The sequence below is a fragment of the Streptomyces hirsutus genome (genome assembly GCF_001418415.1).
Classification (GTDB): domain Bacteria; phylum Actinomycetota; class Actinomycetes; order Streptomycetales; family Streptomycetaceae; genus Streptomyces; species Streptomyces hirsutus.
This window is the reverse complement of sequence record NZ_LIQT01000192.1, coordinates 1-13,380: the sequence shown is the minus strand read 5'-3', so window position 1 is coordinate 13,380 and position 13,380 is coordinate 1. Positions and strand designations below refer to the sequence as shown.

The 13,380-nt window shown below is 72.3% G+C and carries 14 protein-coding genes; 6 read left to right on the top strand and 8 right to left on the bottom strand.

Features of this window, described 5'->3' with window-relative positions:
• Positions 1-107: 107 nt before the first annotated feature.
• Both AOK11_RS15340 and AOK11_RS15335 read right to left on the bottom strand, forming a co-directional pair.
• On the bottom strand, positions 108-1,037 hold the full coding sequence (locus tag AOK11_RS15340; RefSeq protein ID WP_420902991.1) for a hypothetical protein: 930 nt from the start codon (positions 1,035-1,037) through the stop codon (positions 108-110).
• Between the two features lie 292 nt (positions 1,038-1,329).
• Entirely contained in the window at positions 1,330-1,989 is a 660-nt protein-coding gene (locus tag AOK11_RS15335) for a hypothetical protein (protein ID WP_055594268.1), read from the bottom strand.
• A 24-nt stretch (positions 1,990-2,013) separates the two neighbouring features.
• Here AOK11_RS15335 and AOK11_RS15330 point away from each other — a divergent pair, with 24 nt between their 5' ends.
• The gene (locus AOK11_RS15330; RefSeq protein WP_157869365.1) at positions 2,014-2,229 is read left to right on the top strand and encodes a hypothetical protein; all 216 of its coding nucleotides are present in this window, start codon (positions 2,014-2,016) and stop codon (positions 2,227-2,229) included.
• Positions 2,230-2,388: 159 nt separating this feature from the next.
• Positions 2,389-2,601: an EF-hand domain-containing protein gene (locus tag AOK11_RS15325; protein WP_055594266.1), complete on the top strand. Its 213-nt coding sequence runs from the start codon at positions 2,389-2,391 to the stop codon at positions 2,599-2,601.
• A 280-nt stretch (positions 2,602-2,881) separates the two neighbouring features.
• Here the strand turns inward: AOK11_RS15325 and AOK11_RS15320 are convergent, their stop codons facing one another.
• Positions 2,882-3,142 (bottom strand): hypothetical protein, encoded by a 261-nt coding sequence (locus AOK11_RS15320; RefSeq protein WP_157869364.1) that lies wholly within the window; start codon positions 3,140-3,142, stop codon positions 2,882-2,884.
• A 356-nt stretch (positions 3,143-3,498) separates the two neighbouring features.
• Positions 3,499-4,302 carry a VOC family protein gene (locus AOK11_RS15310; RefSeq protein WP_055594271.1) on the bottom strand — a complete coding sequence of 268 codons (804 nt, stop codon included), beginning with the start codon at positions 4,300-4,302 and terminating at the stop codon, positions 3,499-3,501.
• Positions 4,303-4,632: 330 nt separating this feature from the next.
• Here AOK11_RS15310 and AOK11_RS15305 point away from each other — a divergent pair, with 330 nt between their 5' ends.
• Positions 4,633-5,484, top strand: coding sequence for a sulfurtransferase (locus tag AOK11_RS15305; protein ID WP_055594270.1), 852 nt, complete (start codon positions 4,633-4,635; stop codon positions 5,482-5,484).
• Positions 5,485-5,578: 94 nt separating this feature from the next.
• Here the strand turns inward: AOK11_RS15305 and sepH are convergent, their stop codons facing one another.
• The gene (sepH, locus tag AOK11_RS15300; RefSeq protein ID WP_055594269.1) at positions 5,579-6,631 is read right to left on the bottom strand and encodes a septation protein SepH; all 1,053 of its coding nucleotides are present in this window, start codon (positions 6,629-6,631) and stop codon (positions 5,579-5,581) included.
• Between the two features lie 479 nt (positions 6,632-7,110).
• On the opposite strand from sepH, the gene AOK11_RS15295 reads away from it, so the two are divergent.
• On the top strand, positions 7,111-7,980 hold the full coding sequence (locus AOK11_RS15295) for a hypothetical protein (RefSeq protein WP_055594263.1): 870 nt from the start codon (positions 7,111-7,113) through the stop codon (positions 7,978-7,980).
• On the opposite strand, the gene AOK11_RS15290 is transcribed toward AOK11_RS15295, so the two are convergent.
• Both AOK11_RS15290 and AOK11_RS15285 read right to left on the bottom strand, forming a co-directional pair.
• The gene (locus tag AOK11_RS15290; protein ID WP_055594262.1) at positions 7,904-9,232 is read right to left on the bottom strand and encodes a D-arabinono-1,4-lactone oxidase; all 1,329 of its coding nucleotides are present in this window, start codon (positions 9,230-9,232) and stop codon (positions 7,904-7,906) included. The two genes, AOK11_RS15295 and AOK11_RS15290, sit on opposite strands and share 77 nt — an antisense overlap.
• Positions 9,192-10,451, bottom strand: a complete 1,260-nt coding sequence (locus AOK11_RS15285) for an MFS transporter (RefSeq protein WP_055594261.1) — start codon at positions 10,449-10,451, stop codon at positions 9,192-9,194. The genes AOK11_RS15290 and AOK11_RS15285 overlap by 41 nt, the downstream gene beginning before the upstream one ends.
• Positions 10,452-10,597: 146 nt before the next feature.
• On the opposite strand from AOK11_RS15285, the gene AOK11_RS15280 reads away from it, so the two are divergent.
• Positions 10,598-11,719 (top strand): ferrochelatase, encoded by a 1,122-nt coding sequence (locus tag AOK11_RS15280; RefSeq protein WP_055594260.1) that lies wholly within the window; start codon positions 10,598-10,600, stop codon positions 11,717-11,719.
• A 237-nt stretch (positions 11,720-11,956) separates the two neighbouring features.
• Positions 11,957-12,772 carry an inositol monophosphatase family protein gene (locus AOK11_RS15275; protein WP_055594259.1) on the top strand — a complete coding sequence of 272 codons (816 nt, stop codon included), beginning with the start codon at positions 11,957-11,959 and terminating at the stop codon, positions 12,770-12,772.
• 134 nt (positions 12,773-12,906) lie between these two features.
• On the opposite strand, the gene AOK11_RS43440 is transcribed toward AOK11_RS15275, so the two are convergent.
• The gene (locus tag AOK11_RS43440; protein WP_167353796.1) at positions 12,907-13,080 is read right to left on the bottom strand and encodes a hypothetical protein; all 174 of its coding nucleotides are present in this window, start codon (positions 13,078-13,080) and stop codon (positions 12,907-12,909) included.
• Positions 13,081-13,380: the final 300 nt, after the last annotated feature.

Below are 13,380 nucleotides of genomic sequence, written 5' to 3'. Positions count from 1 at the left end.
CGAGCCCCACCGGCCCCGGGCGGGCTGCCCCGGGCTTGTCCCCATGACCGGCGCCCCTCCCACCGGATCGCGAAGAAGAGGAGGAGGGGCGCCCGGGGCTCCACGGTTCACTCGACGCCGGTGGGGGTGGACTGCGGCGTACGCCCGGCCAGGACCTCCTCGAGCCGAGGCGTGCCCTGCCCCACGGCGGCCTCGGTGGTGTCGTGGTTGGCGCCGTCGAGTCCGCCGTTGGTGACCGTGATCGCGTCCGTGCCGATCCGGACGGCGGCGACGTCCAGGGTGAGGGTGACGGGATCCCCGCTGCTGGTGCCCTTCACCGTCACGGTCAGTCCCTGCCGGGCGTCGCCCTCCGCGGGCAGTGACGCCTCGACGACCTGGACGGTGCGCTTGCCGCCGTCACCGCCGGTGAGGGTGAACTGGTCGCAGGTCTCGGGCAGCGACTTCAGCCACTTCATCGCATCGTCGAGATCGTCCTTCTGATAGGCGGCGACCTGGTAGAGCAGTCGGGAGTCGCCCTCCTCGAAGCCGGTGAGCGCCGACGCCCCGGACGGGCGGCCCAGCAGGGTCTCGTCGTAGAGCGAGTCGATCAGTCGTTGGCAGTCGGCGGCCTCGCTCTTCCCGCTGAGGAACGCGGCCGCGTCGACCTCTCCGATCAGGAGGGAGTCCCGCCATTTCTGCGGGTTCTCGACCTGGTCCCAGTAGTCCTCGATGTCCGCCTCGGTGATCAGCGCGTTGCGTGCGCCGGCTTCGGTGAGGTCAGAGGTGGGGGAGGCCGACGGTGTGGTGGTGGTCGGCGACGTGGTGGTGGTCTGCGTGGCGGGGGTGGAAGCGGTCTCCGACTCGGCCGCCGAGCCGCCGTCCCCGTCGGAGCAGGCCGCTGTGAGGAGCAACGCCCCGGTGGTCAGGGCGGTGGCCAGGACACGGACCGGAAGGGTTGCCGCGCGCGGCGTGGCGAACGGCCGGGCGACCGGGTGCGGCGCACGCGCACGGGCCACGGCCGCACGGGACGAGCGGACGGTGGGGCGAGGGGTGGTCACGAGTGCCTCCTGAGGACGGGACGATCGCCCGGCGTGTGTGCCCCGGGCGGCTCCCCCCGCTCTTCACCGCACCACCGGTTCGCTCGCGCCACCAGCGCATCGGAGGCATACGGGTGAAGGCCGGTCACCGCCCCGCACCGGCGGTGACCACCTCCGGGTACGCGCCCGCGCGGCGGAACCACCGGGGGACTTCCGGGGCTGCCCGCACCGCGGCGGACACGGAAGGGGACCGAAGGGAACGGACAGGGGCGGAGCAACGGGCGGAGCGCCCGCCGAGCCGCCCGCGCACCGGCTAGGCCGCCGCGTCGGCCTCGCTGATGTCCTTGTGCAGATGGGTCATCAGATCGCGCATCTCACTGATCCCGGCGGAGGAGGAGGCGGACCTCTGGGCAGCGTTGCGCAGCCAGTCCGTCGTCGCCAGGGCGACCCGTGTCGCGTCCTGCGTGTGCCGCTCGAAAAGGAGTTCGTCGATACGGTAGGAGATGTCGCTGAGCGTCTCCTCGCTGGTCCCCGGCGGCAGGATGTTCTCCAGCCCGGCGGGAAACGGGTCCTCGGCACGGGACGAGCGCAGTGCCTCGACGACTTCGGCGTCGTCGCTGTACCGGTCGAGGGCGCCCATCAGCGCGACCAGCCGTGCGGTCAGGCGAGGAAGGCCGGGGTGACGGTCCAGCCACTCCAGCAGCTGACGCTCGCCGCCGAGGTGTTCGGTGACCGTGTGAAGCCGCTCCTTGCCCCGGGGGGACAGGGACCAGCCCAGGGGGAGCACCTCGGCGACCTCCTCCGCGAGCCGTGGCTCCTCCGCGGGGTCCAGTCTGTCCTCGGCGAAACGGAGGACCTTCTCCTCCTCCAGGCCGAACGTGTCCGGCCCGACACGGTGCCGTGTGGGGTGCGAGGCGTCCGGCAGCCGACGCAACAGGTGACCGGCGAGCTTGCTGAGCGGCTTGTCGTGCACGGATCCTCCCGGCGGACCACTGTGGTGACGTCTTTCCGGCCGCCGGGGCCCCTGCCGGGGCAGGCGCCGGCGGCGGTACCGCCCCACGCGTTCGTCGACGGCCGCACCCCACAGTGCCGCTTCGTCTGCGCGGGCGCCCGCCCGGTGACCCAGTCGGGCGACTTCCGCGCCAAGGACAACGCCCGCACGGTGGGCGGCGAGACGGTGGTCGAGGGGAGCGGGCCGTGGCCGGTGACGTGAACCGGCGGGCCGGAACGGCCGGCCGCGAGATGCTGTGCCGACGCCGGATTCCGCGTGGGGGATCGCCGCACCGGGGGCTCGCGTGGGCGGATAGTCTGACCTGCGTCATCAGGACTCTCAGGGAGTCCGGCAGCGTACGAGGAACAAAGGGGCGGACCGGTGGCGGACATCGAGGAAGCGCGCAAGCAGTTCGAGCGGATCGACGCGGACGGGGACGGGTTCATCACCGCTGCCGAGTTCAAGACCGCCCTGGCCCAGGGCGGCGACTGGAACGTCACCGATTCGGTGGCGGAGGCCGTCATCAAGTCCCGCGACCTGGACGGCGACAAGGTCCTGTCCTTCGACGAGTTCTGGGCGCACCTGAACAAGTGAGCCCCGCGTCGGGGGCCCGATTCCGCGCACCTCCGCGCCGGACCGGGCCCCTGACCAGGGCTCGGGCACCGTCGGCCCACTCCTTCAGTGCCGCCTCGCCTCGGGGATGACGCCCGGGCGTCGGTGCCGGCCGGAGCGGTCGCCTCGGACGGCAGGCCGGACGGTGCGGGCGTACCCGGTGCTGTGGGGAGGCGCGTCCGCCTGCGCTCGTGACATCGGCGTATCTCCGTGGTGTTGCCGCGGCCCGCGTACGCCCCAACTGCGAGCAGGACGAACAGCTTCAGCAGAACGCGTCGAAGAGCCCGGCACCCTGGCCGGCACCTCGCCCGGGGCTGAGCCGGCCGAGGACCTGCCGCAGCTCCTGGAAGCGGCTGTCGCCGCGGACCGTGCCCGCAAGACGCACGAAGCCGTGCGGCTCGAACCGACGGCGGCCCTCCCGCGCGGACCCGCAGCCCGAGAACCCCGTGGTCACCGAGGTCAGTTGTGGTACCGAGGCGGCCTCGCCCTCCGTGAGGCCCTCGCATCCGGCCCAACGTCCCACACCGGCCTCCGCGCAGGCGCGGCACGGCTTCAGGAGGCCGGCCCACGCTCTGCTGTCCGAGGCGGACCACCTCTGCCTCGTTCTCTCCGAGCCGCCGGCCGAAGCACGGTCCGCCGACTCCGTCCGTGCCGTCTTCACGGTCGATGTCACCTGACGCACCCCGGCGCTGGGGAGGGCGATGAAGCCAGGACGGCCCCAGGGACGGTCTGAGGGGCGGTCAGCTCACCGGGGTCACGGTTACGGGGGAGTTCACTTGAGCCCGGAACATTGAGCGTGGCACGCGTCCGGGTGGCTCCGAACCGCGCTCGGACGGTGCCGAACAGGACCGGCCTTCGATTCGACAGGAAGCCTGTGGGTCATTGCGGCCCCTGCAACAGCGAGAACCGCGCCCCCTCCGGGTCCGCCACCGCCGCGACCTGGCCGTGGGCGCTGTCGTGGGGCCGCTTGAGGACCTGGCCGCCCAGGTGCAGGACGTGGTCCACCGTGTCGTCGACGTCGGCCACGGTGAAGTACGTCGTCCAGTGCGGTCCGCGGTCCCTCATGAGGCCGTTGCCCACGCCGTGGATGCCCGCCACGGGCCGGCCCTCCACGCTCAGGGTCACGTAGTCGAGGTCGGCGGAGACCTCGGGTCGTACGGTGTGGCCGAACACCGTCGCGTAGAACTTGGCCACGCGTTCCGACTCGAAGGTCGTCAGCTCGTTCCAGGCGGGCGCGCCGGGCACCCCGGTGACCGCCCGGCCCAGGTGCGCGGACGCCTGCCAGATGCCGAAGACGGCGCCCGAGGGGTCGGAGCCGATCGCCAGGCGTCCGGCTTCGGCGGCGTCCAGCGGGCCGACGCCGATGGTGCCGCCGCACGACCGCACCGTCTCGGCGGTGCGGTCCACGTCCACCGAGGCGAAGTAGGGCGTCCAGGCCACGGGAAGATGCCGGTCCGGTGCCAGCAGTCCGATGCCGGCCACCTCGCAGCCGTCGAGCAGGGCACGTGCGTAGGGGCCGAGTTGCTGTGGGCCGGGCCGGAACTCCCAGCCGAACAGCGCTTCGTAGAACATCCGGGCCGTGTCCGGTCCGTGCACCATGAGGCTCACCCAGCAGGGTGTACCGGGTGCGTGCCGGACGGGCGCTTCACCGTCTCGGCGGGCGGACCCCCGTGCGTCGGTCATCGTCACTCTCTTCTCGGCCGCCCTCACGGTGGCCGTGCTCTTCTCGACCCGGGCGAGGGTCGCGTCGCGTCCGCTCTGCGGATGCGTCCCCGTGCCGGCACTGACATCGGCCACGGCGTCGCGTGCTCCGGGCCGCCCCGTACGGCGGTTCCTGTCTCCGGAGGATGCCCGATGTGCGGGGCCCCGTCCTTTTCGGCACGCTTGCCGGAGGATGTCGATCGGTAGTACAGCATGTGCCCGATCCCGTACGCCTCGTGATCGGGTCTGCCCGGCCGAGCAGAGTAGCCGGACCTGGACGAGACGGCCACCCCGTACGTCAGGATGGTGACCATGAACGCCATCATCTCCGCATCCGAACTCGCCGCCGAACTGGCGGGCGGCGACCCGCCGGTACTGCTCGACGTCCGCTGGCAGTTGAGCACGGCCGCGGCGGCCGGTGAGCCGCCGTTCGACGGACGGGCCGCGTACCGCGACGGACATCTTCCCGGTGCCGTATTCATCGACCTGGACAGGGAGTTGGCCGCGGCACCGGCCGGTCGGGGGCGCCATCCGCTGCCCGATCCGGAGGAGTTCGGCGCGGCGATGCGCCGGGCGGGCGTGTCGGCGGGCACACCGGTGGTCGTGTACGACGGCGGGATGGGCTGGGCGGCCGCCCGCGCGTGGTGGCTGCTGCGGTGGACGGGTCACCCGGACGTGCGGGTCCTCGACGGCGGGTTGCCGTCCTGGGACGGTCCGCTCGAGACCGCGCAGCCGGAGCCGGCCGAGGGCGACTTCGTGCCCGCATGGGGAGCGGCCGGACTGCTCGACGCCGACGGAGCGGCGGCGCTGGCCCGGTCCGGGGTGTTGCTGGACGCCCGTGCGGGAGAGCGCTACCGGGGCGAGGTGGAGCCGATCGACCCGGTCGGCGGACACATCCCGGGCGCGGTCTCGGCGCCCACCACCGAGAACGTCGGCCCGGACGGGCGCTTCCTGCCCGCCGGTGAACTGGCCACGCGATTCCTGGAGTTGGGCGCGTCCACGGACAAGCAGGTCGGTGTGTACTGCGGTTCGGGGGTCTCGGGGGCGCACGAAGTGCTGGCGCTCGCGGTGGCGGGCGTCCCGGCGGAGCTGTACGTCGGCTCCTGGTCGGAGTGGTCGTCGGACCCGGAGCGGCCGGTCGCGGTGGGACCGGACCCGCAGTAGACCGGAAGAGTGAAAGGGGCGCTCGTGCATGACGAGCGCCCCTTTCGTGGCATCTCAGGCCGGTTCGTCCGGTGCGGTGGCCGCTCCCGCAGGGTTACTCCTGCTTCTTGCGCCGGGTTCCGAACACGATCTCGTCCCAGCTCGGCACCGCCGCGCGACGGCCCGGACGGACTCCGTCCGCCTCCGCCTGACGGTCCGTGGAGCCGACGAGACGGTCCCGGTGACTGGTGACGGCACGGGGCATCAGAACGTCGGCGTAGGCGGCACCGGCCGAGGCCGCGGGAGCCGGCGGCTCCTCGGCCTCGGGTTCGCCGTCCGGCTCCTCGGCGGCCGGCTCGGAGGCCCGCTCGGGAACCACCAGGTCGCCCCGGAAGCTCGGCACCGCCTCCAGCAGGCTGGTGAGCGAGTCCCGCTCACCGCCGGCCGTGGCCACCAACTCCTCGTCGGGTTCGGAGTCCTGGCCCGGCGGCAGGCCCTGCCGCTCGCGGTCACCCGGACGGTCCAGCGGGCGGTCGCGGGGCAGCCGGGCGATGCGCGGTACGAACGGGAAGCTGGGCTCGGGCGTCGCGGCGAGGTCGTCGGACTCGCCGATCAGTGAGCGCGCCTCGTCGTCGACGGCCTGGACGAGCCGCCGGGGCGGGTCGTACGTCCAGCTGGCCGAGTGCGGCTCGCCCGCGACCCGGTAGACCAGCAGCACTTCCCAGGTGCCGTCGTCGCGACGCCAGGAGTCCCACTGCACGGTGTCCTTCTCCGCGCCGCGCAGCGTCAGCCGTTCCTGCACGGCCTCGCCCAGCGGCGGACCGGAGTTCTCACCGGGCCGGCGGACGGGGGTCTTGCGGGCGCGTTCCGCCATGAAGGCGCGCTCGGCGAGCACGGGACCCTCGAAGCGGCGGACGCGGTCCACGGGGATGCCGGCCATCTGGGCGACCTCTTCCGCGGTCGCACCGGCTCGTATGCGCGCCTGGATGTCGCGGGGGCGGAGATGGCTCTCCACCTCGATCTCGATCTGGCCGAGGCGGGGACGGTCGCCGCGCACCGCGGCGCGCAGGCGTTCGTCGATCGGAAGCGTGTACTCCGTGCTGTCCGCAGCCTTCAGCACCAGCCGTGTGCCGTCATTCGAGACGGCCACGACACGCAGTTCGGGCATGGGGACCTCCCGGGTGGTGCCTGCCGACGTCACGTGCGTCGCTGCTTCCGCTAGTCGAGTGTGGCCTGCCCGGGTGCAGCCTGCCACAACCTTGCCGATTTGCCCGGCGTGTCGGGCGTGGGCCCGGGCTCGCCGTTATGGCACGGTTATCTATTCGCAACGCTAAGTGACCAAATGCGTCACCCTGTGCAACTAGCCCCCTCCCGGCGGTCCTCAAGGAACCCGAGCACCCTGATGGGCGACCGGACCCAGGGCTCGCAACAGTACTCCATTCGGGCCATGCACGTGGATCGGCGCGCCGCTCAACTTCCCGCAAGGGGCGCTACTTGGCCGCGCCGGCCCGGATCCACCGAATCCGGTCGTGGGAAACTTCACGCAATCACCGAAAACGGAACTAATGGTTTCGGTCGGACGTCCCTTTGTCGTGCAGTTGATCGTTCGTGTGCGGGAACGTACGGGAAGTCGGGCAAGGTCCAGGAATGCGTGAAAGGCCGGTTGTCGCGGGTGGGAACGGTGACGCGGAGGAGGGGAAGCAGGCGCGGATCGAGCTGAGCGTGCCGCAGGTCGCGGGCAGCGGGGTGGCCGCGGTGCTGGGCGCCCAGCTCGCCTCGTCCTTCGGCGTCTACGGGACGATCATCGGCGCCGGAGTCATGAGCATCGTCGCCACCTGCGGTGGAACGATCTTCCAGCACTTCTTCAAGCGCACCGGTGAGCAGCTCCGTGTGGCCGCCACGGCGCCGGGCCGGGCGTCCGCGGTGCCGGCCGGGAGGCAGCCCTCGCGGGCGCCGGGCGAGTTCACCGAGGGCACCGTGTACCGCGGCCGGGCCAGGGAAGTGCGGCGGGGCTTGAAACGGGCCGTGGTCGCGGCCGCGCTGGTGTTCGGGGTCACGATGGCCGGAATAACCGTCTACGAACTCGCTTCGGGCCAGAGCCTCAGCGGCGCACCGGACACCACCGTCGGCAACGCGATCACCGGTGAGGGCACGTCCGGCTCCGGTGACTCGTCCGGCCCCGGCGGTTCGGACGAGCAGGATCCCGGTACCTCCGGCGACTCCGGGACGTCGGACGACTCCGGTACCCCGGAGGAGTCCGGCGGCTCCGGCGGGGACGGGCCGGTCCCCACGCCCTCCGCGACGCCCGGGGAGGGGGGAGCGGCCACCGGCTCCGGCGGCGACACACCGGACGGCGGGAACGCGCCGACGGGGACCCCGGAGGGCACCACCGGGAACCAGGACTCCGACGGCACCGCGAGCCCGGAACCGGACGCGTCCGCTACGTCCCCAGGACCCTCCGCAGATAGTCGTTCCGGAACAGGCGTTCCGGATCAAGACGGTCCCGCAGTGCCGTGAACTCGGCGAAACGCGGATACACCCGGGAGAAGTACGCGGCGTCCCGGGTGTTGATCTTCCCCCAGTGGGGCCGGCCCTCATGGGCGGTGAAGATGCGCTCCGCCGCCGTGAAGTACCCCTGATAGGGGGTGCCCCGGAACATGTGGACCGCGATGTACGCGGTGTCGCGGCCGGAGGCCGTGGACAGGGGGATGTCGTCGGCCGGGGCCGTGCGCACCTCGACGGGAAAGCTGACCCGCAGGGGGGAGCGGTCGACCATGGCCTTCAGTTCGCGCAGTGTGTCCACCAGGGCCTCACGCGGCACCGCGTACTCCATCTCCACGAAGCGCACCCGGCGCGGCGACGTGAACACCTTGTACGGGATGTCGGTGTAGGTCCGCGCGGACAGGGCCCTGCTGGAGACACGCGCGAGGGTGGGGACGGTCGCGGGCACCGCGCGGCCGACCCAGTTCGCCGCCTGGAAGACGCCGTTGGAGAGGAACTCGTCGTCGATCCAGCCCCGGACGGGATGCACCGGCCGTTCCGGGCCGGCGCTGCGGTTGTTCCGCTTGGTGTTCGTGTTTCCGGTGTGCGGGAACCAGTAGAACTCGAAGTGCTCGTTCTCGGCGTGCAGTTCGTCGAACTCGGCCAGCACCCGGTCCAGGGGCATCGGCTCCTCGCGGGCCGTGAGCAGGAAGATCGGCTCGACCGCGAAGGTGATCGCGGAGACGATGCCGAGGGCGCCGAGACCGATCCGGGCCGCGGCGAAGACCGCGCGCTCCTCGTCGGTCCCCTTCTCCGAGCAGGTGAGCACCGAACCGTCGGCGGTGACCAGCTCCAGCCCTCGGATCTGCGCGGCGAGGGAGGCCGAGTCGCGGCCGGTCCCGTGGGTGCCGGTGCTGGTGGCCCCGGAGACGGTCTGCTCCATGATGTCGCCCATGTTGGTGAGCGACAGCCCCTCCCGCGCGAGAGCCGCGTTGAGCCGCTTGATCGGGGTGCCGGCCCCGACCGTGACGGTGCCCGCCTCGCGGTCGACGTCCCGGATCCCCGCCAGCAGATGAGGGCGGATCTGCACGCCGTCGGTGGCCGCGATCGAGGTGAAGGAGTGCCCGGTGCCCACCGCCTTCACCGGGAGACCGTCCTCGGCGGCCCGGCGCACGACCGCCGCCAGTTCGTCGACGGAGGCCGGCGCGGCCTCCCGCGCGGGGTGGGCGAGGACGGTGCCTCCCCAGTTACGCCACGTTCCGTTCCTCGTGCTCGCCGTGCTGCCCAACGGAGCCTCCCCGACCCGGAGCCGGCCGCTTGAGCCGACGGTACCCGAGGAAACCGACCGCGACCGCGACGGCCCCGGACACCGCCGGAACCCCGTACCCGGCGCGCGCCCCGGCCGCGTCGATCACCCAGCCGGACGCGGCGGAGCCGAGAGCGACCCCGACCGCGAGCCCGGTGCTCACCCAGGTCATGCCTTCGGTGAGCTGTGCGCGTGGTACGTGCTCTTCGATGAGGGACATCGTCGTGATCATCGTGGGAGCGATGGACAGACCCGCAACGAACAGCGCCACGGCCAGAAACGGCAGGTTTCCGACCAGTAGGAGGGGGATCATACTCACGGCCATGGCACATATGCCCAGCAGCCAGCGGCGCTCGGGCGCCCCGGCGAAACGCATCAGCCCGAACGTCAGGCCCGCCACGCAGGAGCCCAGCGCGTACACGGCGAGCACCACGCTGGCGGCGGCCTTGTGCCCGCGCTCCTCCGCGAAGGCCACGGTGACCACGTCCACGCCGCCGAAGATCGCCCCCGTCGCCGCGAAGGTGACCACCAGGACCTGCAGGCCCGGGGAGCTCAGCGCCGTACCGCCGCCCGTGCCCCTGCCGCCGTCGCCCGTGCGCTCGCGCGGGTGCGGGGCCGGTTCGGTGGCGCGCTGGGCCGTCAGCCAGAAGACGCCGACCGCGAGGAAGCAGGCCGCGAGCAGCGGACCGGCCTCGGGGAACCACGCCGTGGACAGCCCGATGGAGATGATCGGCCCGAGGATGAAGCACATCTCGTCCACCACGGACTCGAAGGAGTACGCGGTGTGCAGCTGCGGGGTGCCGCGGTACAGGGCGGCCCAGCGGGCCCGGATCATCGCGCCGAGGCTCGGGACGCAGCCGATGCCGGCGCAGGCGACGAAGAGCACCCAGTCCGGCCAGCCGTAGTGCGCGGCGAGCAGCAGCAGGGCCGCCGCGGCGAGCGCGAGCAGCGTCGCCGGACGCAGCACCCGCCGCTGCCCGTGCTGGTCCACCAGGCGGGAGACCTGAGGGCCCGCGACCGCGGCGGCCAGGGCGATGGTGGCCGACAGGGCGCCGGCGAGCCCGTACCGTCCGGTCAGCTGGGACACCATCGTGACCACGCCGATGCCCATCATGGCCAGGGGCATCCGGCCGATGAACCCCGCGGCGGAGAAGGCCTTGCTGCCGGGGGCGGCGAACAGGGCGGGATAAGGGCTGGGCACGAGGTCTCCGAAGCTCTCAGTAAGGCGCGACCGCAGGCGATACAGCTTACGGGTTAGGTAACCCTAATGTCTCCTGGGTGTCGGGGTGCGGCCCGGTCGGCCCCCGCCGTTGCCCGGCGGCCTGCGACGGATGGCAGGATCGAGGCATGCCTGACGAGCTCGATCCCACCCCCTACGACGCCCTGCTCCTGCTCTCCTTCGGCGGTCCCGAAGGCCCGGACGACGTGGTCCCGTTCCTGGAGAACGTGACGCGCGGGCGCGGCATCCCCAAGGAACGCCTGAAAGAAGTCGGGGAGCACTACTTCCTGTTCGACGGGGTCAGCCCCATCAACGAACAGAACCGCGCCCTGCTGGACGCCCTGCGCAAGGACTTCGCCGGCCACGGCCTGAACCTCCCGGTCTACTGGGGCAACCGCAACTGGGCGCCCTACCTGACCGACACCCTGCGCGAGATGATCCGCGACGGCCGCCGCCGCATCGTCGTCCTGGCCACCAGCGCCTACGCCTCGTACTCCGGCTGCCGCCAGTACCGCGAGAACCTCGCCGACTCCCTGGCGACGCTGGCGGCCGAGGGCCTGGAGCTGCCCCGGGTCGACAAGCTGCGGCACTACTTCAACCACCCCGGCTTCGTGGAGCCCATGGTCGACGGGATCGTCCGCTCGCTCGCCGACCTGCCCGAGGAGGTGCGCGAGGGCGCCCACATCGCCTTCTGCACCCACTCGATCCCCATCGCCGCCGCCGACACCTCGGGACCCGTCGAGCAGCACGGCGACGGCGGTGCGTACGTGGCACAGCACCTGGAGGTGGCCCGGCTGATCGCCGACGCGGTGCGGGAGCGCACCGGAGTGGAGCACCCCTGGCAGCTGGTCTACCAGTCCCGCTCCGGGGCCCCGCACATCCCCTGGCTGGAGCCCGACATCTGCGACCACCTCGAGGAGCGGCACGCGGCCGGGGCCCCGGCCGTGGTCATGGCTCCCATCGGCTTCGTCTCCGACCACATGGAGGTCCTCTACGACCTCGACACCGAGGCCACGGCCAAGGCCGGGGAACTGGGGCTGCCGGTGCGCCGCTCGGCGACCGTGGGCGCCGACCCGAGGTTCGCCGCCGCGATCCGCGACCTGGTCGTGGAGCGCGCCGCCACCGAACGCGGCGAGGACGTCGCCCCCTGCGCCCTGGGCGGACTCGGCGCGAGCCACAACCTCTGCCCGGTGGGCTGCTGTCCGGCCCGTGCCCCGCGGCCCGCCGCCGCGGGCGCCGACAGCCCTTAGGGGCTGTCCGGCGGATCATGCCGGAGACGCGGGGTCTGGCACGCCCATCTGCGGCGTTGTCGTCGGTCGCCGACTCCCCCACTCTCGACTTCGCTCGAGCGGGGGGACCCCCATCGCGTCGACTCTCTCCTCCGCCTTGCAGCTGCACGCACCAGACCCCGCTCACCCCAGCTGGAAAGATGCCGCCAGTTACCTCCGACTTGATCCGCCGGAAAGCCCCTACGCCTGAGGAGCGCCGTGACCGACCCTCTGCACGCGGAACTGCTACAGCTGGCCCTCGAAGCGGCACGCCGCGCGGGTGAGCTGCTGCGGGACGGCCGCCCGGCCGACCTCGAGGTCGCCGCGACCAAGTCCAGCCCGATCGACGTCGTCACCGAGATGGACATCGCGGCCGAGAAGCTGATCACCGGGCTGATCGCCGAGCACCGGCCCGACGACGGCGTCCTCGGCGAGGAGGGCGGCTCGACCGAGGGCACCAGCGGCGTCCGCTGGGTGATCGACCCGCTCGACGGAACGGTCAACTACCTGTACGGGCTGCCCACGTGGGCCGTCTCCATCGCCGCCGAGCAGGACGGCGAGACCGTCGTCGGGGTGGTCGCCGCCCCGATGCGGGGTGAGACGTATCACGCGGTCCGCGGCGGCGGAGCCCGGGCCACCGGCGCGTGGGAGGGCGAGCGCACGCTGACCTGCCGCCCGTCACCGCCCCTGGACCGGGCGCTGGTCTCGACCGGCTTCAACTACGTCACCGAGGTCCGCACCCACCAGGCCGGTGTCGCGCAACGGCTGATCCCGCTCCTGCGGGACATCCGGCGCGGCGGCTCGGCCGCGGTCGACCTCTGCGACCTGGCCTGCGGCCGGCTCGACGGCTACTACGAGCGCGGGCTGCATCCCTGGGACCTGGCCGCGGGGGACCTGATCGCCCGGGAAGCGGGCGCGCTGACCGGTGGACGGCCCGGTGAGCGTCCTTCGTGGGACCTCGCGGTCGCGGCCACCCCGGGTGTCTTCGAGCCCCTCCAGCGGCTGCTGGAGGACTTCGGCGCCTGGCACGACTGACGGAAGGCCGGGACGAGGGCCACGGAGATCTCCGAGAACTCTGAGCTCCCGGAGAACGACGAAGCGGGCCCCGGCGCTGGATTCGCCGGGGCCCACTCCTGTCGGGTCATGTCGAGCTCATGGCATCGGGCTGATCAGACGCGGGCCACGCCGACCTCCACGCCGTGCTCGGCGGCGAGCCGGCGCAGGTCGTCGAGCTCGCCCTGCTCCACCTCGACGAGGAAGTCGTCGCCCTCGTCGCGAGCCCGGGACAGATCGGACTCGGTCGTCCTTATGCGCTGCAGAAGTCCTGCGGTGAAAGCGTCCATGCTGCGCCCCCTCGTCCTGGGTCGTGGGTCGATGGCACGGGGGTGTGCCGGTTCGGAAAGGGACGATCACGCTTCCGGTGGATGACCGGCGCCGCTCGGCCGGGGGGCTACGGCTTCGGACATCCGGGTCCGCCCTGCGGGAAACGGACCGAAGCGCACCGCATGGTGGTGCGGTGCAAGCAGAGCGTGATCGCGGGATGTAAAACCCGTCCTCCCCAAGCTCCCTTCCGCGGAAACCTAACCGGACGAGAAAATCTCGTATTCCCCATCCGTTCCCCGGGACGTTCCCCGGTCCCCCGC

Excerpts from the sequence above, each read along its gene's own strand:
- AOK11_RS15310 (WP_055594271.1), bottom strand. The coding sequence starts at position 4,302 with ATGACCGACGCACGGGGGTCCGCCCGCCGAGACGGTGAAGCGCCCGTC.
- AOK11_RS15305 (WP_055594270.1), top strand. The coding sequence starts at position 4,633 with ATGAACGCCATCATCTCCGCATCCGAACTCGCCGCCGAACTGGCGGGC.
- sepH (WP_055594269.1), bottom strand. The coding sequence starts at position 6,631 with ATGCCCGAACTGCGTGTCGTGGCCGTCTCGAATGACGGCACACGGCTG.
- AOK11_RS15295 (WP_055594263.1), top strand. The coding sequence starts at position 7,111 with ATGCGTGAAAGGCCGGTTGTCGCGGGTGGGAACGGTGACGCGGAGGAG.
- AOK11_RS15280 (WP_055594260.1), top strand. The coding sequence starts at position 10,598 with ATGCCTGACGAGCTCGATCCCACCCCCTACGACGCCCTGCTCCTGCTC.
- AOK11_RS43440 (WP_167353796.1), bottom strand. The coding sequence starts at position 13,080 with ATGGACGCTTTCACCGCAGGACTTCTGCAGCGCATAAGGACGACCGAG.